Annotated in this window: 20 protein-coding genes; 2 read left to right on the plus strand and 18 right to left on the minus strand. The window is 72.9% G+C overall.

Going from position 1 to position 22,199, the window contains the following annotated elements; all coding sequences use genetic code 11:
• Positions 1 to 13: 13 nt before the first annotated feature.
• Entirely contained in the window at positions 14 to 943 is a 930-nt protein-coding gene (locus tag AB0E77_RS13415) for an LLM class F420-dependent oxidoreductase (RefSeq protein WP_361569415.1), read from the plus strand.
• Here AB0E77_RS13415 and AB0E77_RS13420 read toward each other — a convergent pair.
• The 11 genes from AB0E77_RS13420 to fmt form a co-directional block, all read right to left on the minus strand.
• Complete coding sequence (locus AB0E77_RS13420; RefSeq protein WP_361569416.1) at positions 940 to 2,637, minus strand: NAD(P)/FAD-dependent oxidoreductase; 1,698 nt, start codon at positions 2,635 to 2,637, stop codon at positions 940 to 942. The two genes, AB0E77_RS13415 and AB0E77_RS13420, sit on opposite strands and share 4 nt — an antisense overlap.
• A 47-nt stretch (positions 2,638 to 2,684) precedes the next feature.
• Positions 2,685 to 3,473, minus strand: coding sequence for a carbon-nitrogen hydrolase family protein (locus AB0E77_RS13425; RefSeq protein WP_361569418.1), 789 nt, complete (start codon positions 3,471 to 3,473; stop codon positions 2,685 to 2,687).
• A 258-nt stretch (positions 3,474 to 3,731) separates the two neighbouring features.
• Positions 3,732 to 4,940, minus strand: a complete 1,209-nt coding sequence (locus AB0E77_RS13430; RefSeq protein WP_361569420.1) for an MFS transporter — start codon at positions 4,938 to 4,940, stop codon at positions 3,732 to 3,734.
• Positions 4,941 to 5,079: 139 nt separating this feature from the next.
• Positions 5,080 to 5,532 carry an Lrp/AsnC family transcriptional regulator gene (locus tag AB0E77_RS13435; protein ID WP_361569422.1) on the minus strand — a complete coding sequence of 151 codons (453 nt, stop codon included), beginning with the start codon at positions 5,530 to 5,532 and terminating at the stop codon, positions 5,080 to 5,082.
• Positions 5,533 to 5,547: 15 nt separating this feature from the next.
• Complete coding sequence (locus AB0E77_RS13440; protein ID WP_361569424.1) at positions 5,548 to 7,038, minus strand: amino acid permease; 1,491 nt, start codon at positions 7,036 to 7,038, stop codon at positions 5,548 to 5,550.
• Positions 7,039 to 7,446: 408 nt separating this feature from the next.
• A complete protein-coding gene (locus AB0E77_RS13445) occupies positions 7,447 to 8,889 on the minus strand; it encodes a GuaB1 family IMP dehydrogenase-related protein (RefSeq protein ID WP_361569426.1) in 1,443 nt (480 codons plus the stop codon).
• A gap of 108 nt (positions 8,890 to 8,997) precedes the next feature.
• Entirely contained in the window at positions 8,998 to 9,351 is a 354-nt protein-coding gene (locus AB0E77_RS13450; protein ID WP_361569428.1) for a barstar family protein, read from the minus strand.
• Between the two features lie 25 nt (positions 9,352 to 9,376).
• A complete protein-coding gene (locus tag AB0E77_RS13455) occupies positions 9,377 to 10,420 on the minus strand; it encodes a sugar-binding domain-containing protein (protein WP_361569429.1) in 1,044 nt (347 codons plus the stop codon).
• A 77-nt stretch (positions 10,421 to 10,497) separates the two neighbouring features.
• Positions 10,498 to 11,184 (minus strand): ribulose-phosphate 3-epimerase, encoded by a 687-nt coding sequence (gene rpe / locus AB0E77_RS13460; protein WP_361569431.1) that lies wholly within the window; start codon positions 11,182 to 11,184, stop codon positions 10,498 to 10,500.
• Between the two features lie 144 nt (positions 11,185 to 11,328).
• Complete coding sequence (locus AB0E77_RS13465) at positions 11,329 to 12,756, minus strand: transcription antitermination factor NusB (RefSeq protein ID WP_361569433.1); 1,428 nt, start codon at positions 12,754 to 12,756, stop codon at positions 11,329 to 11,331.
• 79 nt (positions 12,757 to 12,835) lie between these two features.
• The gene (fmt, locus tag AB0E77_RS13470) at positions 12,836 to 13,768 is read right to left on the minus strand and encodes a methionyl-tRNA formyltransferase (protein WP_361569435.1); all 933 of its coding nucleotides are present in this window, start codon (positions 13,766 to 13,768) and stop codon (positions 12,836 to 12,838) included.
• 329 nt (positions 13,769 to 14,097) lie between these two features.
• Between fmt and AB0E77_RS13475 the strand changes: the two genes are divergently transcribed.
• Positions 14,098 to 14,646 (plus strand): hypothetical protein, encoded by a 549-nt coding sequence (locus tag AB0E77_RS13475; protein WP_361569437.1) that lies wholly within the window; start codon positions 14,098 to 14,100, stop codon positions 14,644 to 14,646.
• 131 nt (positions 14,647 to 14,777) lie between these two features.
• Here AB0E77_RS13475 and AB0E77_RS13480 read toward each other — a convergent pair whose 3' ends face one another.
• The 7 genes from AB0E77_RS13480 to pyrF all read right to left on the minus strand — a co-directional run bounded on the left by AB0E77_RS13480 (position 14,778) and on the right by pyrF (position 22,198).
• Positions 14,778 to 16,928, minus strand: coding sequence for a primosomal protein N' (locus AB0E77_RS13480; protein WP_361569439.1), 2,151 nt, complete (start codon positions 16,926 to 16,928; stop codon positions 14,778 to 14,780).
• Between the two features lie 138 nt (positions 16,929 to 17,066).
• Entirely contained in the window at positions 17,067 to 18,275 is a 1,209-nt protein-coding gene (gene metK, locus AB0E77_RS13485; RefSeq protein ID WP_361569441.1) for a methionine adenosyltransferase, read from the minus strand.
• 241 nt (positions 18,276 to 18,516) lie between these two features.
• Positions 18,517 to 19,719, minus strand: a complete 1,203-nt coding sequence (gene coaBC / locus AB0E77_RS13490) for a bifunctional phosphopantothenoylcysteine decarboxylase/phosphopantothenate--cysteine ligase CoaBC (RefSeq protein ID WP_361569641.1) — start codon at positions 19,717 to 19,719, stop codon at positions 18,517 to 18,519.
• Positions 19,720 to 19,833: 114 nt separating this feature from the next.
• Entirely contained in the window at positions 19,834 to 20,106 is a 273-nt protein-coding gene (gene rpoZ, locus AB0E77_RS13495; protein WP_003977348.1) for a DNA-directed RNA polymerase subunit omega, read from the minus strand.
• A 68-nt stretch (positions 20,107 to 20,174) separates the two neighbouring features.
• Entirely contained in the window at positions 20,175 to 20,768 is a 594-nt protein-coding gene (gene gmk / locus AB0E77_RS13500; RefSeq protein ID WP_225635325.1) for a guanylate kinase, read from the minus strand.
• Between the two features lie 37 nt (positions 20,769 to 20,805).
• Positions 20,806 to 21,129 carry an integration host factor gene (locus AB0E77_RS13505; RefSeq protein WP_003977346.1) on the minus strand — a complete coding sequence of 108 codons (324 nt, stop codon included), beginning with the start codon at positions 21,127 to 21,129 and terminating at the stop codon, positions 20,806 to 20,808.
• A 223-nt stretch (positions 21,130 to 21,352) separates the two neighbouring features.
• On the minus strand, positions 21,353 to 22,198 hold the full coding sequence (pyrF, locus tag AB0E77_RS13510; protein WP_361569442.1) for an orotidine-5'-phosphate decarboxylase: 846 nt from the start codon (positions 22,196 to 22,198) through the stop codon (positions 21,353 to 21,355).
• Between the last annotated feature and the right edge of the window lies 1 nt (position 22,199).

Consider the following 22,199-nt stretch of genomic DNA (forward strand, 5'->3'; position numbering starts at 1 on the left):
GGAGCACCCCGCCATGACGACCCGGCTCGGACTCGGCCTCCCCCAGATGCGGCAGTACGACATCGGCAAGGACGTCCCGGACGTGGCACGCGCGGCGGAACGGACGGGCTACGAGAGCCTGTGGGTCTTCGAGAGGGCCCTGTTCCCCGAGCCCGCCGGCCAGGGGCTGTACGGCATCGAGGGCCTGCCCTGGCCCGACACCTACCGGAGCGTGGCCGAGCCGCTGGTCACCCTGACGCTGGCCGCCGCGGCCACCGAGCGGGCGGAGCTGGGCACGAGCGTACTGGTCGCCCCGCTGCACGTGCCGTTCCAGCTGGCCAAGGCGCTGGCCACGCTGGACGCGGCGAGCGGCGGCCGGGTGATCGCGGGCTTCGGCACCGGCTGGTCCCACGACGAGTACGCGGCGGCGTCCGTAAGGCCGTTCGCCGAGCGCGGCGCCGCGCTGGACGAGCTGATCGAGGTGTGCCGGGCGGTGTGGGGCCCGGACCCGGTGGTGTACGAGGGCGAGGTCACGAAGATCGCGTCCGCCGTGGTGGGCCCCAAGCCCGCCCGGCCGATCCCGGTCCTGCTGGCGGCGGGCAGCGGCAGGGCCCGGCGCCGGCTGGTCGACCACGCCGACGGCTGGCTGCCGACCGGCATGGGCGCCGAGGCCGTGGCCGAGCAGTGGCGCCTGCTGCGCGAGCTGGCCGAGGAACGCGGCCGTACGGAGCCGATCCGCACGGTGCTGCGGGTCAACGCCCGCTGTCGGCCGGGCGGCCAGGACGGCGCCGGCCGCCGCCCCTTCCACGGCAGCGTCGACCAGATCGTCGAGGACCTGGCCGCGCACGCCGAGATCGGCCTGGAGGAGATCCTCGTCGACCTCCAGGGCTCCCTGCGGGACGCCGAGGAGCTCAAGGACGTCGCCGCCGAGGTGTACGAGAAGGCAAGGGCCGCCGGAATCTAGTCCTCGGGCAGCTCGACCGGCGCGATCTCGTCGTAGACGTCGCCCGGGCCGGGGTTGGTCGCGTCGGTCTGGCCGCCGAAGTGGTGCATGACGCCCCAGACCGCGTTCAGCGCGGTCTGGACGGCCCCCTCGGCCCAGCCGGCCGTCCAGGAGATGTCGTCACCGGCGAGGAAGATGCCCCGCTTGTCCTCGGGCAGCCGGTCCTGCATGAAGTGGGTGAACAGGCGCCGCTGGTAGCGGTAGTGGCCGGGCAGGTTGGCCTTGAAGGCGCCCATGAAGTAGGGCTCGTTCTCCCAGGAGACCGTCACCGGGTTGCCGATGATGTGCTTCCGGATGTCGACCTTCGGGTAGATCTCGCCGAGCGACTTCAGCATGACCTCCATCCGCTCGTTCGCGGACAGCGGCAGCCACTTGAGGCTGTCGTCGCACCAGGTGTAGGAGAGGCAGATGACGGCGGGCCTGTCCGGGCCGTCGTCCAGCAGGTACGTACCGCGGGTCATGCGGTCGGTGAGCGTCATCGACATGACGTCCCGCCCGGTCTCCTCGTCCTTGTCCAGCCAGAAGGGCCGGTCGACGGGCACGAAGAGCTTGGAGCTCTCCATGTAGTGGGTCCGCTCGATGGCGGTCCAGTGGTCGATCGGGAAGAGCGAGTCGTCGCAGGCGATCTTGGAGAGCAGCATCCAGGACTGGGCGGTGAAGACCGCCGCCCGGTAGGTGCGGATGTCGCCGTCGGCGTCGGTGACGGTGATCCCGTTGCCGGCGGTGCGGTTCAGCCGGGTCACGGCCGGGCGGGGCTCGCCGTCCACGTGCAGGGACTTCAGCGAGGTGCCGTGGGGCCAGTGGACGATCTTCTCCGGCTCGCGCTCCCACAGGCGCAGCGGCAGCTGCTGGGAGCCGCCGACGATGCCGCGGTGGTGGTCGTCGGCCTCGGTGTAGACGACGCGGAGGATCTCCAGGATGGAGTTGGGGAAGTCGGTGTCCCAGCCGCCGGTGCCGAAGCCGACCTGGCCGAAGATCTCCCGGTGCCGGAAGGACTTGAAGGCCTCGGATTCGCAGAGGAAGCCGTAGAAGGTCTGGTTGTCGAGCTTCTCGACCAGCTTCGCCCAGATCTCCCGGATGCGCGGGACGTCGCGCTCGCGCAGGGCGCGGTTCATGTCCGAGAAGTCGGCGCCCTCCTCGAGGCACCTGGCCCAGGCGCCGGCGACGTCCCGGTAGACCTGCGGCAGGTCGGCGAGCGTCTCGGCGTAGTGGGACTCGCCCTTGAGGTCGACGACGGTGGACGGGGTGGCCTCGGCCAGCGGGTTGGGGAAGGGCCGGGTCTCCAGTCCCACCAGGTCGATGTAGTGCTGGAGGGCGGTGGAGGACGGCGGGAAGCGCATGGCGCCCATCTCGGCGGTCAGCGACGGGTCGCAGCCGTCGAAGCCGACGGTGCGCAGCCGGCCGCCGATCCTGTCGGCCTCGTACACGACGGGCTTGAGGCCCATCTTCATCAGCTCGTAGGCGGCGACGATGCCGGACAGACCGCCGCCGATGACGGCGACCTCGCTGCCGTGCTCGGTCGCGGGTATCTGGCCGAGGCCCGCCGGGTGGGCGAGGAAGTCGTCGTACGCGTACGGGAAGTCCGGCCCGAACATGGTGATCGGCGGCTGCTGCTCGTCGGCGTGCTCGATCGCGTTGGGCACCGTGGACGTCATGGGGTACGGACTCCTTGCACAGGTGGAACGGGGGTGACGGTGGGCGGTCAGACGAGGGACCCGTAGAGGCCGGGGCGGCGGTCCTTCAGATACGGGTTGGCCTCGCGGGACGCGGCGAGGAAGGCCGGATCGGCGTCGCCGACGACCAGTTCGGCGGTGCGTCCGGCGCGGACGCGGGCGATGCCGTCGGGGCCGGCCAGCACTGACAGCCCGACGAACTCGAACTCGCCCTCCGGGCCGACCCGGTTCACGTACGCCACGTACATCTGGTTCTCGAAGGCCCGCACGGGCACGACGGACTCGGCGACGAACTGGAACGGGTGCATCTGCGCGGTCGGCACGAGCAGCAGGTCGGTGCCGGCCAGGGCGTGGGCTCGTACGTTCTCCGGGAACTCGACGTCGTAGCAGATCATCAGGCCGACGGTGAGGCCGTTCAGCTCGGCCTGCACGACCGGCTGCTCGCCGGGGACGAAGTGGTCGTGCTCGAAGCAGCCGAAGAGGTGGGTCTTGCGGTAGTTGGCCAGGCGGGTGCCGTCGGCGGAGATCAGCTGGACGGAGTTGTGGACGCTCTCTCCGGACCGCTCCGGGTAGCCGTACGCGATGGCGAGGCCGTGCCGCGCGGCGGTCTCCGCGACGGCGTCGGCGGCCTCGCCGTCGGCGGACTCGGCGAGGCGGCCGATGCCGTCGCCGATCGCGTACCCGGTGAGGAACAGCTCGGAGGTGACGAGCAGCCCGGCGCCCGCGGCGGCGGCGCGGCCCGCGGCCTCGTCGAGGACCGTGAGGTTCTCGACGGTGGAGCCGGGGCGGCCGGAGCTCTGGAGCAGGGCGGTGCGCATGCGTGTTCCTCACCGGTGGGAGGGGGTCTGGGGGCCAGATAGACGGTACGGTCGGCGGACTCGGCCGGACAAGAAGGAGCCGTTGCGCGCCGGTGAGCGGATCGTTGCGTCCACCGGGGGGCTCGCGGTGATTCGTTGCGCACCCCGCCCGCCGGTGCGGGACGGACGGGCCCCACACCTTCGACCAGGCCTCTTCCCGACTGCCGGCCCGGGCTCTTCCCGGCGTTCCCTCGAGGCCGGGAAGGGCCCGGGCCGGCTTCAGGACCGTGCCCCGGTGGCTGCGGCCCTGGTCCGGCCGGCGGCCACCAGCACCGCCCCCGCCAGCAGATACGGCACCGAGAAGATCGCGAACGCGGTGCCGTGTCCCGCCTCCGTCCCGGCCACCGCGTACGCCCCGTACACCGCGACCGTGGCCAGCTCGGTGCCGAGCCCGGCCACCGAGGTCAGGGTGGCCCGGCCGGCGGCGTCGATACGCCGCTGGAGGCGGGCGTCGGCAAGCACGTGCGCGAGCTGGAAGCCGCCGAAGGCGACGGCGACCAGGCCCAGGCCGATCGGCGTGCCCGCGCCGGCACCCACGGCCAGGGCGAGCGCGGCACCGCCGAGCAGCACACCGAAGCCGGCGTTGCCGAGCCGTTCGGCGGGCCCGGCCAGCAGGCCCCCGGCGGTGGCGCCGGCCCAGATCAGCAGGAGCAGCCACGGCACGGTCGCCTCGGCCACGCCGGTGTCGCGGACCAGCAGGGGCGTGTACTCGTCGAGGGCGCCCCACACGGCGCCCACCACCGGCACGAGCAGCAGCGCACCGCGCACGGACCGGTCGGCACGGGCCTCGGCGAGACCGGACCGCAGGCCCGAGGCCCACCCCTCGCCGGACGTCACCGCCGCACGGTGCTCGGGGAACCGGGTCGCCAGGGCCGCCGCCAGCAGACAGACCAGGATGCTCGCCGCCCCGACGGCCGGGTAGCCGCCGAGGGCGAACACCGGCCCGGCCAGGCCCATCGCGGCCATCACGGCCACCAGCCCGGCCGAGCGGGCCCGGCCCATGACGCGGGCGTAGCGGCCGGCGGCGCCGAGCCGGTCCAGTTCGTCGTGGACGAGGGCCTCCAGCGCGCCGGACCCGAGTGCTCCCCCGGCGCCCCACAGCACGAAGCCCAGCGCGAAGGCGCCGTAGGACGGGACGAGCACCCACAGGGCGAAGCCGGCGGCGGTGAGGAGCGGGCCGAGCCACAGGAGCAGCCGCCGGGAGACGGCGTCGGCCCAGGCGCCGGAGGGCACCTCCAGCAGGACGCCGGTGACCGACCAGAGGGCGAAGAGTGAGGAGATCTGCCAGACGGAGAGCCCGGCGTCGCTGAAGAGCAGCGCGTACACCGGGTAGAGCAGGACGAAGTCGTCGAGGAACGCGTAGCCGTACAGCGTGGCCGTCAGCCGCCGGTAGCCGGCGGGCGGCACACGTGTGGGTGCGTGGGTCATGAGGCCTTCCCGAGGGAGCGGATCGGACACCGGGGGTACGGCGTCCGAGGCGGCCCTCGGGAACGGGCACGGCGGGGAGATCAATGTCGCCAGGTCATGACACCGATGCTAGACGGCCCCGCGCCCCTGGCGACAGTGATTACGCGGGCGACCCCGACGAGAAGCGCCGCAGCAGCGGTGAGAGCACCAGCACGGACTTGGTGCGCTCCACGAACGGTTCGCCGGCGATGCGCTCCAGGACCCGTTCGAAGTGCCGCATGTCGGCGGCGAAGACCTGGGCGATCGCGTCCGCGTCCCCGGTGACGGTGGACGCGGCCACGACCTCCTGGTAGCGCTCCAGGCCCCGCTGGATGGTCTCCGGTGAGGTGTTGCGACGGCAGAAGATCTCGACGAACCCCTCGGTCTCCCAGCCGAGCGCGGCGGGGTCGACCCGCACGGTGAAGCCAGTGATGGCTCCGGAGGCGCGCAGCCGGTCGACGCGCCGTTTCACGGCGGGCGCGGACAGGCCGACCGACTGCCCGATGTCCGCGTAGGAGCGGCGGGCGTCCTCGGCGAGGGCGTGCACGATGCGTTCGTCGAGATCGTTCAGCACTGCGGGTCGGTCACTTCACTTCTGGTGCGTCCGGGCCTCGGACGGGTCCGGCGTGGCGAGTCGGGAACGGCGGTGGCCGTACACGAAGTAGAACACGAGCCCGGCGGCCATCCAGACACCGAAGACCACCCAGGTGACGGTGGACAGGCTGCCCATCATCCAGAGGCAGAAGCCGAAGCCGAGGGCAGGCAGGACCGGGGACAGCGGCACCCGGAAGGTGCGCGGCATGTCGGGTCGGGTCCGGCGCAGCACCACGACGGCCACGTTGACCAGGGCGAAGGCGAAGAGGGTGCCGATGCTGGTGGCGTCGGCGAGCCGGCCGAGCGGGATGGCGGCGGCCAGGACGCCGCAGAACAGGGAGACGATCAGCGTGTTGGCGCGGGGCGCGCCGGTCTTCGGGTGGACCTTGGAGAACACCTTGGGCACCAGTCCGTCGCGGGACATGGCGAACAGGACGCGGGTCTGGCCGTAGAGGACGGTCAGCACGACGCTGGCGATGGCGACGACCGCGCAGAACGCCAGCAGGGTGCCCCAGAAGCTCTGTCCGGTGACGTCGGTCATGATCTGGGCGAGGGCGGCCTCGGAGTCGGTGAAGCCCTTCCACGGCTTGGCGCCGACGGCGACGGCGGCGACGAGGACGTAGAGCAGGGTGACGATGACGAGGGAGAGCATGATCGCGCGGGGCAGGTCGCGCTGGGCGTTCTTCGCCTCCTCACCGGCGGTGGAGGCGGCGTCGAAGCCGATGTACGAGAAGAAGAGCGTCGCACCGGCCGCGCTGACGCCGGCCATGCCGAGCGGCATGAAGTTCTCGTAGTTGCCGGAGCGGAAGCCCTGGACGCCGACGGCGCAGAACAGCACCAGCGCGGCGATCTTGACGACGACCATGACCGTGTTGGCGCGGGCCGACTCGCGGGCGCCGCCCAGCAGGAACGTCATGGCGAGGAGCACCACGATCAGCGCGGGCAGGTTGAAGATCCCGCCGTCGCCGGGCGGCGCCGAGAGGGCGGCCGGAATGGTGACGCCGATCGTGCCGTCGAGGAGCTCGTTCAGGTACTCGCCCCAGCCGACGGCGACGGCGGCGACCGAGACGCCGTACTCCAGGACCAGGCACCAGCCGCAGATCCAGGCGACCAGCTCGCCCATGGTGGCGTAGGCGTACGAGTACGAGGAGCCGGCGACCGGGATGGTGCCGGCCAGCTCGGCGTAGGACAGGGCCGAGAAGAGCGCCGTCAGTCCGGCGATGACGAAGGAGAGGGTGACCGCGGGTCCGGCCTTGGGGACGGCCTCGCCGAGGACGACGAAGATGCCGGTGCCGAGGGTGGCGCCGATGCTGATCATCGTGAGCTGCCACAGGCCGAGGGAGCGGCGCAGGCTGCCGCCCTCGCCCTGGCCGCCCTCGGCGACCAGCCGTTCCACGGGCTTGCGGCGCATGAGGCGCGCGGCGAGCCCCGGGGACGCGGGGCCGGCCGGTGTGTCGTGGTGCGGGGGTGCGCCTTGGTCGAGCACGCGTTGACTCCTTTGTCGCTGCCGGTCGCGCCGCCCGGTGTCGAGCGGGCTCTGTCGCGGCGGGCTTCTGGAGCGGCGGGGACCGGCGGCGTCCCTCGCGGAAGCGGGAACCCACCGAGCGGGGCCCCCGCCACGCCACGTACAGCGCAGAACCCTACGAGCGTCACGTTCCCCGGGGTAATGCAGCAACCTTGCGCATCTCCGCACGAACGTTGCGTTCGCCGGGGGAAGGCGTGTGTTCGTTGCGCGGGGGCTTTCGAGCGTTGCGCAGGGCCCCGCCGGAAGGCGGGGCGGAGAGGAATCGGGCCTGCTCAGCGCCCGTTCCGTGGCCGTCCCGGGGACGGCGTACGGCCCCCTCTCCTCCCGGGCGAGGGGAGACGAGGGGGCCGTACGGAACGGTCGCGCGGGTCAGCTCCAGCTGGCGTGCAGCGGCTTGCCCTCGGCGTAACCGGCGGCGCTCTGGATGCCGACGATGGCCTTCTCGGCGAACTCCTCCAGGGAGGCGGCACCGGCGTAGGTGCAGGAGGAGCGGACGCCCGCGATGATCGAGTCGATCAGGTCCTCGACGCCCGGACGGGTCGGGTCGAGGAACATGCGGGAGGTGGAGATGCCCTCCTCGAACAGCGCCTTGCGGGCCCGGTCGTAGGCGGACTCCTCCGAGGTGCGGTTGCGCACCGCGCGGGCGGAGGCCATGCCGAACGACTCCTTGTAGGGGCGGCCGTTGGCGTCGTGCTGGAGGTCCCCCGGGGACTCGTACGTGCCGGCGAACCAGGAGCCGACCATCACGTTCGACGCGCCGGCGGCGAGCGCCATGGCCACGTCGCGCGGGTGGCGGATGCCGCCGTCGGCCCACACGTGCTTGCCGTGCTTCTTCGCCTCGGCGGCGCACTCCAGGACGGCGGAGAACTGCGGCCGGCCGACGCCGGTCATCATGCGGGTGGTGCACATGGCGCCGGGGCCGACGCCGACCTTGATGATGTCCGCGCCCGCCTCGATCAGGTCGCGCACGCCCTCGGCGGAGACGATGTTGCCGGCCACGATCGGCACCTGCGGGTCGAGCTCGCGCACCACCTTGACTGCGCTGATCATCGACTCCTGGTGACCGTGCGCGGTGTCGATGACGAGGGTGTCCACGCCCGCGTCCAGCAGCTGCTTGGCCTTGCCCGCCACGTCGCCGTTGATGCCGACGGCGGCGGCGATGCGGAGCCTGCCCTGCGCGTCGACGGCCGGGGTGTACAGCGTGGCGCGCAGGGCGCCCTTGCGGGTCAGGATGCCGGCCAGGCGGCCGTCCTTGTCGACGGCGGGCGCATAGCGGCGGTTGGCGGTGTCGAGGGTGTTGAAGGCCTCGCGGGGGTCCGTGTCCGCGTCGATCAGGATGAGGTCCTTGGACATGACCTCCTCGAGCTGGGTGAAGCGGTCCACGCCGGACAGGTCGGCGTCGGTGACCACGCCGATCGGCCTGTGGTCCCCGTCGACGACGACGCCGGCGTCGTGCGCGCGCTTGGGCAGCAGGGAGAGCGCGTCGGCGACGGTCTGGTGCGGGGCCAGCACGATCGGGGTGTCCAGGACGAGGTGGCGGCTCTTCACCCAGGTGACGACGTCGGTGACGACCTCGATCGGGATGTCCTGCGGGATGACGACGAGGCCGCCGCGACGGGCGACCGTCTCGGCCATGCGGCGCCCGGCGATGGCGGTCATGTTGGCGACGACCAGCGGGATGGTGGTGCCCGTGCCGTCCGGGGAACCGAGGTCCACGCCCTGCCGGGAGCCGACGGCGGAACGGCTCGGCACCATGAAGACGTCGTCGTACGTCAGGTCGTACGAGGGCTGGATGTCATTGAGGAAACGCACGTGCTGCACATCCCAGTCGATCAGAGGTGGCCCCCGGACAGGTCAGCCAGGGGGAAAGAGCACGTACTTCATTCTCCCATGACGGGCGCCGGAATATCCCCGGGCAGATCATCCAGGCTGGTCAGCGGCCCCCTTGGAGGAACCTCCAGGCCCCAGGGTGACGAAGAGCCCCGGGCCTCGGTCGGTGGCCTCGGCGAAGACCTCCTCGGCGACGGCCCACTCGTCCGGCCGGGCCTCGGCGTACCCGCGCCAGCCCCGCACGAGGAGCAGCAGGCCGCGGTCCGCCGCCTCCCCCGGCCAGACGGACGGGTCGGCCAGGGAGTCGGCGAGCGCGTCCCAGTTGCGGCCGAACCACTCGGGCAGGCCCAGGGCACGGGCGCAGCGGTCCATGAGGCCCGCCTTGTCCGTGACCCCGTCGAGGTCCAGCGTGACCACGAGCCGCCCCGCGGGGTCCTCCGTCATGCCCTGCCCTTCCTCTGACTGGCCGTCAGGCCCCGTCGGGGTCGGATCGGTTGAGGGTCGGCTTCGGCGTGCTCCCCGCCGTCATCAGGTAGTCCGCGGCCGAGGTGTCCGTCACCAGGCTGGTGACGAGCCCGGACCGCAGCACCGCGTCGATGGCCGCCGCCTTGCGCTGCCCGCCCGCGATCGCGACGACCTCGGGAATACGGCGGAGCTGGTCGGCCGTGACCGTGATGCACCGCTCCCCCAGGTCCCGGCCGACCCGGCGCCCCTCGGCGTCGAAGAGGTGGGCGGACATCTCGGCGGCGACACCGAGGGACGCGTAGTGCGCCCGCTCCTCGTCGCTGAGCATGTCGTGCACCGTCGAGATGCCGGGCTCCCAGGAGCCGATGGAGACGCAGGCGACCGTGACCTTGTCGAAGTACTCGAAGGCCCGGGCGATCCCGGTCTGGTGGCGCAGCGCCGTCGCGGTGGCCGCGTCCGGCAGCAGCATCGGCGCGTAGATGGGGTGGGCGTCGCCGCCCGACACCTGCGCGGCGCGGCGGACGGCCTCGACCGATCCGCGCTCGGCGGTCCCGGCGTCGTACACGCCCGTCAGCTGCACGACGGTGCACGGCGGCAGCCGGTCGAGGGCGGCCGCCATGTGGATCGTGGAACGGCCCCAGGCGAGGCCGAGCACATCGCCCTCGTTGACCAGCTCGCCGAGCAGGTCGGCGGCCACCTCGCCCAGGTTCTCGGGGTCGGGGGTCTCCTCGGCCTCGGCCGGGGACTCGACGACGACGGCGTGCCTGAGGCCGTAGCGGGCCCGCAGGGCGTCGGAACGCTCCGCGTCCAGCTCGGCCGGCACCCGGATCTCGATTCGTACAAGGTCTCTCTCGAGGGCCGTCTCGAGAACCCTGGCCACCTTGAAGCGGCTGACGCCGAACTCCTCCGCGATCTGGATCTTGGACTTGCCCTCGAGGTAGAAGCGGCGGGCCATGGCCGCCGCCTGGACCAGCTCAGCGGGTCCCATCCGCATGGCTGAACGGCCCGCCGACATACCCGACACGGCGATCTCCTCACTGCTGTTCACACTCTGGACTCGCCGTTCATCCTTGCAGATTCGGCGCACTTGATCAGCCCTGCTGGGAGCCGTTCACGTTCTGTTCCTCAGTGGTCGCACGCCCAGGACGCCCTGGCGGTCGCCGTCTCGGCCTGGTTGCGCAGTGCACGTACCGCCTCGGCCGGGTCGGACGCCCCGTACACGGCGGAACCGGCCACGAAGACGTCGGCGCCGGCGTCGGCGCACTGCTCGATGGTGGACGCCGAGACACCGCCGTCGACCTGCAGCCACAGCTCCAGACCGTGCTTCTTGATCAGCTCTCGGGTGCGGCGGATCTTCGGAAGCATGATGTCGAGGAACGCCTGCCCGCCGAGGCCCGGTTCAACCGTCATGATCAGCAGCATGTCGAGTTCGGGCAGCAGGTCCTCGTACGGCTCGATCGCCGTCGCGGGCCGCAGCGCCATGGAGGCGCGGGCGCCCTTGGCCCGGATCTCGCGGGCGAGCCGGACCGGCGCGGAGGCCGCCTCCACGTGGAAGGTGACGGAACCGGCGCCGGCCTCGACGTACTGCGGGGCCCACCGGTCGGGGGCCTCGATCATCAGGTGGCAGTCCAGCGGGGTGTCCGTCGCACGGGCCAGGGACTCCACGACCGGCACGCCGAGCGTCAGGTTGGGGACGAAATGGTTGTCCATGACGTCGACGTGGAGCCAGTCGGCTCCCTCGACCGCCTTGGCCTCGTCCGCGAGGCGGGCGAAGTCGGCGGACAGGATGCTGGGGTTGATCTGCGCGGCCATGCCCCCAAGGTTGCCATGCCCTCCGGGGGTCAGTGGCATGGGTCCCCTCGGGGTGCGGTTGTTCTTCGGCCGCGGGCCGGTGGGGGCGGTCGCGCCCCGCGGCGGAGCCGCACGGTGTCGCAGCCCCGCGCCCCTTCGGGGCGCTTATGCCGCGCGGCGGATCAGGGCGAGGTACATCGCGTCCGTGCCGTGGAGGTGGGGCCAGAGCTGGACGTCGGGGCCCTCGCCGAGGTGGGGGACGTCGGGGAGGAGGGGGCGGGCGTCGAGGAGTTCCGCCTCCGGGTGCTGCTTGAGGACGTCGGCGACGACCGCGCGGGTCTCGGCGAGGTGCGGCGAGCAGGTCGCGTAGCCGACGACCCCGCCGACCCGTACCGCCTGCAGGGCGCTGTTCAGCAGCCCGCGCTGGAGCGGGGCGAAGCCGTCCAGGTCCTCGGGACGGCGCCGCCAGCGTGCCTCGGGCCGGCGGCGCAGGGCACCGAGGCCGGTGCAGGGCACGTCGACCAGGACGCGGTCGAAGCTCCCGGGCCGCCACGCCGGGCGGGTGCCGTCGGCGGCGATCACCTGGTACGGGCCGGGGTTGCCGTCGAGCGCCCTGGCCACGAGCCCCGCGCGGTGCGGCTGCTTCTCGGAGGCGAGGAGGAAGGCACCGCGCTCCGCCGCCAGGGCGCCGAGCAGCGCCGCCTTGCCGCCGGGGCCCGCGCAGCCGTCCAGCCAGCGCCGGTCGGATCCCTCCAGGGGCGCGTTGGCCAGGGCGAGCGCGACGAGCTGACTGCCCTCGTCCTGCACGCCGGCCCGGTTCTCCCGTACGGCCTCGACGGCACCGGGCTCGCCGCCCTCGCTCAGCCGCACCGCGTACGGCGACCAGCGGCCCGGCACGGCCGCCTCCTCGCCCAGCAGTTCGTCGGCCGTGGCGCGGCCCGGGCGGGCGACCAGGGTGACCTCGGGCCGCTCGTTGTCGGCGGCCAGCAGCTCCTCGATGCCGGCCCGGCCTCCGCCCAGCGAGTCCCAGAGCGCGGAGACGACCCAGCGCGGATGCGAGTGCACGACGGCCAGGTGGTCCTCGGGGTCCTCGTCGTAGGGCGGCGCGACCCGCTCGAGCCAGCCCTCGAGATCGTCCTGCGCGACCTTGCGGAGCACGGCGTTGACGAACTTGGCCCGCCCGTCGCCCAGCACCACCCGCGCCAGCTCGACGGAGGCGGACACGGCGGCGTGGCTCGGGATGCGCGTCCCGAGCAGCTGGTGCACACCGAGGCTCAGCACGTCCAGCACCGGCGGGTCGACCTCCCGCAGCGGCCGGTCCACGCAGGCGGCGATGACCGCGTCGTACGTCCCCTGCCGGCGCAGCGTCCCGTAGACCAGCTCGGTCGCGAGCGCGGCGTCCCGGGCGTCGAACTTCTCGGGTCCCTCCTTCTCGCGGGCCTTGCGCAGCAGCGGCGGCAGGACGAGGTTGGCGTACGCGTCCCGCTCGTCCACGGCCCTGAGCGCCTCGAAGGCGAGGATGCGGACGGGGTCCTTCTGGGGCCTGCGGTAGGGCTTGCCGGGCTTGCGGGGACGACGAGGCTGCTCGCTCACGGAAAAGGTGCTCCGGGTGTGGGGTGAAGTGCGCTCACCAGCGTACGCCGGGCCGGTGAGCGTGGTGCGAAGGCGCAGGTCAGCCGCCGAGCAGCTCGCTCTCGGCGATCCTCGCCCCGCGCGCCCAGTCCGCGGCCCGCATCGGCTTCTTGCCCTGGGCCTGCACCCACAGCAGCTCGACGGCGTAGGAGCCGGTGCCGACGTACACGTTGTTCTTCCCGGCCGCGAGCTGCCCGGGGGCGAGGTCGGTGCGGTCGGGCACGGGCAGGGCCTGCACCAGCTTGAGCCGCTCGCCGCGGAAGGTGGTCCAGGCGCCGGGCGCGGGGGTGCAGCCGCGCACGACCCGGTCGACGCGCAGCGCCGGGGCGGTCCAGTCGATCCGGGCGTCCTCGACGGTGATCTTCGGCGCGAGGGTGACGCCGTCGGCGGGCTGCGGCACGGCCTTCAGCCTGCCGTCCTCGATGCCGTCCATGGTGGCGGCGAGCAGTCCGGCGCCGGCGAAGGCGAGGCGGGTCAGCAGGTCGCCGCTGGTGTCGGTGGGGCGGATGGTCTCGGTGACGGTCCCGTAGACGGGCCCGGAGTCGAGGCCCTCCTCGATGAGGAAGGTGGACGCCCCGGTGATCTCGTCCCCCGCCATCAGCGCGTGCTGCACGGGCGCGGCCCCGCGCCAGGCGGGCAGCAGCGAGAAGTGCAGGTTGACCCAGCCCTGGGCGGGCACGTCCAGGGCCACACGGGGCAGCAGGGCGCCGTAGGCGACGACGGGGCAGCAGTCGGGCGCGATCTCGCGCAGTCGCTCCAGGAACTCCGGGTCGCGGGGCTTCGCGGGCTTGAGCACCTCGATCCCGGCCTCCTCCGCGCGCTCGGCCACGGGAGAGGCGACCAGCCGGCGCCCGCGCCCGGCCGGCGCGTCGGGCCGCGTGACGACGGCGGCCACCTCGTGACGCCCGGAGGCGATCAGGGCGTCCAGGGCGGGAACGGCGACCTCGGGGGTACCGGCGAAGACCAGCTTCATGGGTGGGACGGGCCTCTCGGGCGGGACGGCGGTGGGCGACGCACCAGTCTACGAGCCCGAGGACGAGGCACGGCCGCCGACGTCGTTCGGCCCCCACGGGAGAGTCCGGCCTCTCGACCGGCTGGAAAGGAGTGGTGCGCGGGTGGGTGAGCAGGCACCGAAGGCCGAAGGCGAGGCGTACGTCGGCCCGGAGAGGGGCGCACGCATATGCCGCCACGCCCCCACCCCGTGACCAGCGGAGCGCCCACGCGTTGGTCAAGAAAGAGTTGACCACACAGGGCCGCCCGTGCGGCCCGGTTCCTTTCAACGCCGGTTCGAGAGGCTTGTTCATGGCCGACCACGCAACCCACGACGCCCAGGCTCGGGCCAGCCTGCACTTGCTGGTGCGGGACATCGAGCGGGTCCGCCGGCAGGTGGACGCACTGCGCACCCTCACCGCCCAGCTGGGCAATGTCTACCGACCGCGCCGTTCCGGCCCGTCGACGGGCTTCGTCGTCTACGGACGCGCTCCCGCCCCGACGGTCCGTCTCGCCCAGGAGCTGCGGGACAGTGTCGAGACCCTGGTCACGGCAGCCGTGGACTTCGACCGCTCGCTCGGCTTCTCGTGGGACGCGGTCGGCTCCGCGCTCGGCGTCACCAAGCAGGCGGTGCACCGCCGTTACGGCTCCCGCCGCGCGGCGGCCCAGGCGGCGACCGCCGAGACCCCCGAGCGCGCACCGGAGCCGACGGGCACCCGCCCGGTCAACGTGGGCAGCGGCATCCCGGCCGTGCCCACCGTGCCCGCGGCCCGCTCCATGCCGACCCAGCCGACGGCGGGCAGTCCGGCCCTGCGCGAAGAGGTCAGGCCGACGGCCTTCCCCGGCCCCCGCAACGGCTGATCCGCGCCCGCCCTCCCGGCACCCTCGGGAGGGCGGCTGCCCCGGGGCCGGCACGGTCACCGATGCCGTCGCCCCGAGCCGATGCCGTCGCCCCGAGCGGACGCCGTCACCTCGAGCCGACGCCGGGCGGCTCACCCGATGTCGGGCGGATCGATCCGCACCCACACCGCCGTGTCGCCCCCGCGCGCCATCCGTGCCGCCTGCGCGGTCTTCAGCGCACCGGCCAGCGCCGCCCCGCTCCCCGGCGGCACCCGGATCAGCGCCCGCTCCCACTGCTCCCCCGGCGGCGGCCCGCCCACCCGGCGCGGACGCCCCGGCGACGTGACGGGGAGCGGGACGGGCCCGAGGATCTCCGCCTCCCGCGGCAGCTCCACCGCGCCGAGGAAGCCTGCCACCGCCTCCGCGGGTCCCGCCACGGACGCCATCCGCGACACCGGCGGGAAGCCCAGCTCGGCCCGCTCGGCCAGCTCGCGCACCGCGTGGCCGACGGGGTCCCAGCGCACCAGTGCCTGCACCGGCCGCAGGGTCGGCTCGGCGACCACCACGACGGTCCCGCCGGCGGACTGCGGGCGCACCAGCGCGGCCGCCGACAGCCAGCGTCGCAGCGCGTCCTCGCCGGCGCGCAGGTCGGGCCGTCCGAGCATGGCCCAGCCGTCGAGCAGCAGGGCCGCCGCGTAGCCGCCCTCGGCGACGGGTTCGGCGCCGGGGGTGCTCACCACCAGCGCCGGCGTCCCGGGCACGGTGTCCAGCACATGCTCGCGGCCCGAGGTGCGCACCGGCACCGCCGGGAAGACGCGCCCCAGCTCCTCGGCGGTCCGGCGCGCCCCCACGATCTGCGCGCGCAGCCGGAGGGCCCCGCACTCCGGGCAGTGCCAGGCGCCCTCCTCGCGCCCGCACCACCCGCACCGCAGCGCCGCCCCGGACTCCCGCCCCTCCAGCGGCCCGGAGCAGTGCCGGCACCGCGCGGGCGTCCGGCAGGCGGCACACGCCATCCGCGGCACGTATCCACGCCGTGGCACCTGGACCAGCACCGGACCCTGCCGCAGCCCGTCCCTGGCGGCCTGCCAGGCGAGCGTGGGCAGCCGTGCGGCGCGGGCCGCCTCGTCGCGGGCCAGGTCCCCGTCCCCGACGGTCCGCACCAGCGGGGCGCAGGCCCGCACCTGCTCCCGAGCGGCGACCAGCGGCCGGGCCCAGCCGGTCTCGACGAGCTGGGCGGCCTCCACCGTGCAGTTCCAGCCGCCCAGCAGGAAGGCGCATCCGTCCTGGGCCGCGCGCAGCAGCAGCACCTCGCGGGCGTGCGGCTGCGGGGCGTGCGGCTCGCTGTGGCTGTCGTCGCCGTCGTCCCACAGGGCGACCAGCCCGAGGTCGCGCACCGGCGCGAACATCGCGGCCCTGGTCCCGATGACCGCCCGTACGGCCCCCCGGCGCACCGCGAGCCACTGGGCGTACCGCTTCTCGGGTCCGGCGTCGGCGGTGAGCACCGCGTGCCGGCCCTCGCCGAGCAGGGCCCTCAGCGCGGCGTCGGCACGGGCGACCGCCCGTCCGTCGGGGAGGACGACGAGCGCGCCCCGCCCGGAGGCCAGCGTCGCCGCCACGGCCCGCGCCAGCTCCTCGCTCCATTCGGGGCCGGGCAACGCGTTCCACACGGCGCGCGGCGCCCCGCCCGAGGCGAGGGCCGCGACGAACGCGGCTCCCTGCTCGTACCGTGCCCAGGACCCGGGCTCGGGCACCGGCGGCGGGGGCAGCGGCTCCGGCGAGGGCCGCTTCTCCGCGCGTGCGCTGCGCGGCGGTACGGCGAGCTGCAGCACATCGGCGAGAGAGCCGGCGTAGCGGTCGGCGACGGCCCGGGCGAGACCGAGCAGCTCGGCGTCGAGCACCGGCTCGGGCGAGACGACCTGGGCCAGCGCGGCCAGCGGCCCCGCGTAGTCGGACTCCGCGAGCCGCTCCACCAGGAAACCGTCGATGAGGCCGCCGCCCTCGCGCCGTCCGTCGCGCACCCGGTGCCGTCCGGCCCCGAAGCGCACCCGCACCCGCACGCCCGGCTGGGCCTCGGCGTCGAGTTCCTCCGGTACGGCGTAGTCGAAGTACCGGTCGAGGTGGAGCACGCCCTTGTCGACCAGGACCCGGGCGACGGGCAGCTCCTTGGCGAGCGCGGCTCCGCGCCAGGTCCGCGGCTTGGCCCGCGGCGCCTTCGCCTGCCGCACGGTCTCCCGGATGAGCGCGAGCTGCTCGGGGGGCGCGTCGTCCGCGCCCCCGCCCGCCCGTTCGTCCTCGCTGCTCACGCCTGCATTCTTACCAAAGACCACTGACAACCGACGGCGCCCGCATCCCGCCGTCCCTCCCGGATCCCGACACGCCGAGGCCCGGTGCCCCCACGGGGGACACCGGGCCTCGCGACGTGCCGTCGGTGCGGACCGCTGTTACAGGCCCGCCGCCTTGCGCAGCGCGTCGACGCGGTCCGTGCGCTCCCAGGTGAAGTCGGGCAGCTCGCGGCCGAAGTGGCCGTACGCGGCGGTCTGGGCGTAGATCGGGCGGAGCAGGTCGAGGTCGCGGATGATCGCGGCCGGGCGGAGGTCGAAGACCTCGTCGATCGCCTTCTCGATCTTCTCGTGGTCGATCTTGGCGGTGCCGAAGGTCTCGACGAAGAGGCCGACGGGCTCGGCCTTGCCGATGGCGTAGGCGACCTGGACCTCGCAGCGGGCGGCGAGACCCGCGGCGACGACGTTCTTGGCGACCCAGCGCATCGCGTACGCCGCCGAGCGGTCGACCTTGGACGGGTCCTTGCCGGAGAAGGCGCCGCCGCCGTGGCGGGCCATGCCGCCGTAGGTGTCGATGATGATCTTGCGGCCGGTCAGGCCGGCGTCGCCCATCGGGCCGCCGATCTCGAAACGGCCGGTGGGGTTGACCAGCAGCCGGTAGTTCTCCGTGTCGAGCTTGATGCCGTCGTCGAGGAGCGCCTTGAGCTCGGGCTCGACGACGAACTCCTTGATGTCGGGAGCGAGCAGCGACTCCAGGTCGATGTCGCTCGCGTGCTGCGAGGAGACGACGACCGTGTCGAGGCGGACGGCCTTGTCGCCGTCGTACTCGATGGTGACCTGCGTCTTGCCGTCCGGGCGCAGGTACGGGATGGTCCCGTTCTTGCGGACGTCGGACAGGCGCTTGGCCAGGCGGTGCGCCAGGAAGACCGGCAGCGGCATGAGGGTCGGCGTCTCGTCCGAGGCGTAGCCGAACATCAGGCCCTGGTCGCCCGCACCCTGCCGGTCCAGCTCGTCCTCGTCACCCTCGACCCGGGACTCGTACGCCGTGTCGACGCCCTGCGCGATGTCCGGGGACTGCGCGCCGATCGACACGGACACGCCGCAGGACGCGCCGTCGAAACCCTTCTTGGAGGAGTCGTAGCCGATCTCCAGGATCTTGCCGCGGACCAGCGTGGCGATGTCCGCGTAGGCCTTGGTCGTGACCTCTCCGGCCACGTGTACCAGGCCGGTGGTGATCAGCGTCTCGACGGCGACCCGGGAGGCCGGGTCCTCGCGCAGAAGCGCGTCGAGAATCGTGTCGCTGATCTGGTCAGCGATCTTGTCGGGGTGACCCTCGGTCACGGACTCCGAGGTGAACAGGCGACGGGACACAACGCTCCCTGGGGTTGCAGCGGCTGCTGGCTGATCATTGGTGGACGGCACGGGGAGCTGCACCCGGCGACGTCCGAGAACAGTTTATCGGTCGCACTCGGCCGCGGACTCACCCGTCTCAGCTCTCGGAAGGGCTGTGACCTGCGGCACGGGCATTCTGCACAATGCGAAGGCCCCTTGGCCAGGCTCGCCACGCCCGAATGCGCGAGGTGCACGAGCACCGGGGGAACGAATGGGGCATTCAGCCGAGTCGTTCCGCCACGAGGTCCCACACCGTTTCGGCCAGATCCTCCTTCGGGCCGTGCGGCACCTGGGTCTCGCTGCCGTCGGCGCCCAGGACCAGCGCCTCGTTCTCCTCGGAACCGAAGGTCTTGCGCTCCCCGACCTCGTTGACCACGAGGAGGTCGCAGCCCTTGCGCTTCAGCTTGGCCCGGCCGTTGGCGAGGACGTCGTCCGTCTCCGCGGCGAAGCCGACGACCACCTGTCCGGCGCGGGCCCGGTCGGCGGAGATCTCCGCAAGGATGTCCGGATTACGCACCAGCGTGACCGGTTCCGGCTCCTGGCCGTCCTTCTTCTTGATCTTTCCGGCCGCGTAGACCGCCGGACGGAAGTCCGCGACCGCGGCGGCCATGACGACGGCGTCGGCGTCCGCCGCGGCGCGGAGCACGGCCTCGCGCAGCTCCACGGCCGTGCCCACCGGGACGACGTCCACGCCGGCCGGGTCCGGCAGCGCCGCGTTCGCCGCGATCAGCGTGACGCGGGCGCCCCGGGCGGCGGCCGTGCGGGCCAGGGCGTAGCCCTGCTTGCCCGAGGAGCGGTTGCCGAGGAAGCGGACGGGGTCGAGGGGCTCGCGGGTGCCGCCGGCGCTGACGACGACGTGCCGTCCGGCGAGGTCGGGTTCGCGCACACCGCGGGCGAGCACCCGGCGGCAGACCTCGAAGATCTCGCCCGGGTCGGGCAGCCGGCCCTTGCCGGTGTCGACGCCGGTGAGGCGGCCGACGGCCGGTTCGACCACGACGGCGCCCCGGCGGCGCAGTGTCGCCACGTTCTCCTGGGTGGCCGGGTGCTCCCACATCTCCGTGTGCATGGCGGGGGCGAAGACCACCGGGCACCGGGCCGTGAGCAGGGTGTTGGTGAGCAGGTCGTCGGCGAGGCCGTGGGCGGCCTTGGCGAGCATGTCGGCGGTGGCGGGGGCGACGACGACGAGGTCGGCGTGCTGGCCGATGCGGACGTGCGGGACCTCGTGCACGTCGTCCCAGACCTCGGTGGAGACGGGGTTGCCGGACAGGGCGGACCAGGTGGCGGCGCCGACGAAGTGCAGCGCGGAGGCGGTGGGGACGACGCGCACGTCGTGTCCCGACTCCGTGAACCTGCGCAGCAGCTCACAGGCCTTGTAGGCGGCGATCCCGCCGCTGACCCCCAGAACGACCTTGGGCTTGTCCACCATCTCTCCCGGACCTCGGAATGCGTATGTCCCCATCACACACCACAGGCCCGGCAGTCGGACTGCCGGGCCTGTGGAAAAGTCAGCTCGAGGCTGAAAATACTACTGCCGGTACTACTGCGCGGGGCCCTCGATGGCCTCGGACGTCAGCAGACCCGCGTTGATCTCGCGCAGGGCGATCGAGAGCGGCTTCTCGTGGACGTGGGTGTCGACGAGCGGACCGACGTACTCGAGGAGGCCCTCGCCGAGCTGCGAGTAGTACGCGTTGATCTGGCGGGCCCGCTTGGCCGCGTAGATCACGAGGCTGTACTTCGAGTCCGTGGCCTCGAGGAGCTCGTCGATCGGCGGGTTGATGATGCCCTCGGGCGCGGAGATGGAAGAGGACACGCTCTACCTTCCGATGGATGGGAAAGATTCAGTCGGGCGGATCGGCCGGGTCTGCGGACCTGTCGCGATCACACGACGTTCGTCAAGGCTAGCAGCTCGCGGGCCACGTCCTCGACGGAGGTGTTCACCAGGGTCTCGTCGAACTCCGGCTCGGCCGCCAGCTCGACCTTGGCCGCGGCGAGGCGGCGCTCGATGACCTCCGGCGGTTCGGTGCCCCGGCCGGTGAGCCTGCGCACCAACTCCTCCCAGGAGGGCGGCGCCAGGAAGACCAGCTGGGCCTCCGGCATGGACTCGCGGACCTGCCGCGCGCCCTGGAGGTCGATCTCGAGCAGCACCGGCTCGCCGGCCTCGAGCCGCTCCAGCACGGCGGTGCGGGGCGTGCCGTAGCGGTTGCCCGCGAACTCGGCCCACTCGAGCAGCTCACCGTTGGCGATCAGCTTGTCCATCTCGTCGTCGGTGACGAAGAAGTAGTGGACGCCGTGCTGCTCGCCGGGCCGGGGCTTGCGGGTCGTCGCCGACACCGAGAGCCAGACCTCGGGGTGTTCCTTGCGCATATGAGCGACGACCGTGCTCTTCCCGACCCCTGAGGGGCCGGAGAGCACGGTCAGCCGCGGACGAGCGTCCGGGGGTACGGGGGACGTCCCCCGGGGTGTTGCAGCCATGCAGCGATTATTCCAGCAATCGCGCGGTGCCCGGGACTCAGGAGCCCGTGCTGCCGAACTCACGCTCCAGGGATGCGATCTGGTTGGAGCCGAGGCCCCGCACGCGACGGCTCTCGGAGATGCCGAGCCGCTCCATGATCTGCTTGGCGCGGACCTTGCCCACGCCCGGCAGGGACTCGAGGAGGGCGGAGACCTTCATCTTGCCGATGACGTCGTTCTCCTGGCCCTGCTTGATGACCTCGTGGAGGGAGGCGCCGGAGTGCTTGAGTCGATTCTTGACCTCGGCCCGCTCCCGGCGAGCCGCGGCGGCCTTTTCGAGCGCGGCTGCGCGCTGTTCAGGGGTAAGGGGCGGAAGAGCCACGCCTACGTCACCTCGGATGTCGAACTGTCGGATACGGACCGGTGAGGAACCTAGTCGCCCCACACCTGGTGAGCCACGAGCAACACGCTCGCCCGGTGACTCTCGACGGAGACTAGCGGTCAAGTCCGCCAGAGTCAGCGAGAACAGCGGAAAAGTCCTGGTCAGCCTCCGTCAGGCCAGACATTTAGGACATACTGCCTCGTATTTGAGGATGTATCCAGAGTCAGGCCGCGGTGACCGCCGCACCGATCTCCTCCGCGAAGCGGTCGGTGGCCGTCCGCAACGCGGCCACATCGGGACCGTGACGCAGAACACCCCGGCTGACGTTGGGAACCACGTTGCGCACCGCAGCGCCGAAGACCCGCGGCAGGTCCGCCGGGGTGGCTCCCTGGGCACCGATCCCTGGCGCGAGGAGCGGTCCGTCGATGTCCAGGTCGTACGAGGAGAGGTCGCCCAGGGTGGCCCCCACCACCGCGCCGAAGGAGCCGAGGGGCCGTTCGCCGGCGTTCTCGGCCGACAGATGCGCCAGCATGGTCGCCCCGACGTTCCGTCCGTCCGCGCGCACCGCGTGCTGGACCTCGCCGCCCTCCGGGTTGGAGGTCAGCGCCAGCACGAACAGGCCCGCGCCGTTCTCCCGGGCCAGGTCGACGGCGGGCTTCAGCGAGCCGTAGCCGAGGTACGGGGAGACCGTCAGCGCGTCCGAGAACAGCGGCGCGTCCTTGTGCAGGAAGGTCTCGGCGTACGCGGCCATGGTCGAGCCGATGTCGCCGCGCTTGGCGTCCATCACGACCAGCGCGCCGGCCGCTCGGGCCTCCTCGACCGACTTCTCCAGGACGGCGACGCCCCGTGAGCCGAAGCGCTCGAAGAAGGCCATCTGGGGCTTGAGCACGGCGGCCCGCTCGGCCACCGCCTCGACGACGGTGCGACTGAAGCGCTCCAGGCCCGCCACGTCGTCGTTCAGGCCCCAGTCGGCGAGCAGGGAGGCGTGCGGGTCGATGCCGACGCACAGCGGGCCGCGTTCGTCCATCGCGCGGCGCAGCCGGGCGCCGAAGGGCTCGAGAACCGTCATG

The organism is Streptomyces sp. NPDC032940, assembly GCF_040636935.1.
GTDB lineage: Bacteria > Actinomycetota > Actinomycetes > Streptomycetales > Streptomycetaceae > Streptomyces.

What these genes read in the sequence shown, in the direction of transcription:
- AB0E77_RS13415 (WP_361569415.1), top strand. Translation starts at nt 14, where the DNA reads ATGACGACCCGGCTCGGACTCGGCCTCCCCCAGATGCGGCAGTACGAC.
- AB0E77_RS13420 (WP_361569416.1), bottom strand. Translation starts at nt 2,637, where the DNA reads ATGACGTCCACGGTGCCCAACGCGATCGAGCACGCCGACGAGCAGCAG.
- AB0E77_RS13425 (WP_361569418.1), bottom strand. Translation starts at nt 3,473, where the DNA reads ATGCGCACCGCCCTGCTCCAGAGCTCCGGCCGCCCCGGCTCCACCGTC.
- AB0E77_RS13430 (WP_361569420.1), bottom strand. Translation starts at nt 4,940, where the DNA reads ATGACCCACGCACCCACACGTGTGCCGCCCGCCGGCTACCGGCGGCTG.
- AB0E77_RS13450 (WP_361569428.1), bottom strand. Translation starts at nt 9,351, where the DNA reads ATGACGGAGGACCCCGCGGGGCGGCTCGTGGTCACGCTGGACCTCGAC.
- rpe (WP_361569431.1), bottom strand. Translation starts at nt 11,184, where the DNA reads ATGGCCGCGCAGATCAACCCCAGCATCCTGTCCGCCGACTTCGCCCGC.
- fmt (WP_361569435.1), bottom strand. Translation starts at nt 13,768, where the DNA reads ATGAAGCTGGTCTTCGCCGGTACCCCCGAGGTCGCCGTTCCCGCCCTG.
- AB0E77_RS13475 (WP_361569437.1), top strand. Translation starts at nt 14,098, where the DNA reads ATGGCCGACCACGCAACCCACGACGCCCAGGCTCGGGCCAGCCTGCAC.
- gmk (WP_225635325.1), bottom strand. Translation starts at nt 20,768, where the DNA reads ATGGCTGCAACACCCCGGGGGACGTCCCCCGTACCCCCGGACGCTCGT.
- pyrF (WP_361569442.1), bottom strand. Translation starts at nt 22,198, where the DNA reads ATGACGGTTCTCGAGCCCTTCGGCGCCCGGCTGCGCCGCGCGATGGAC.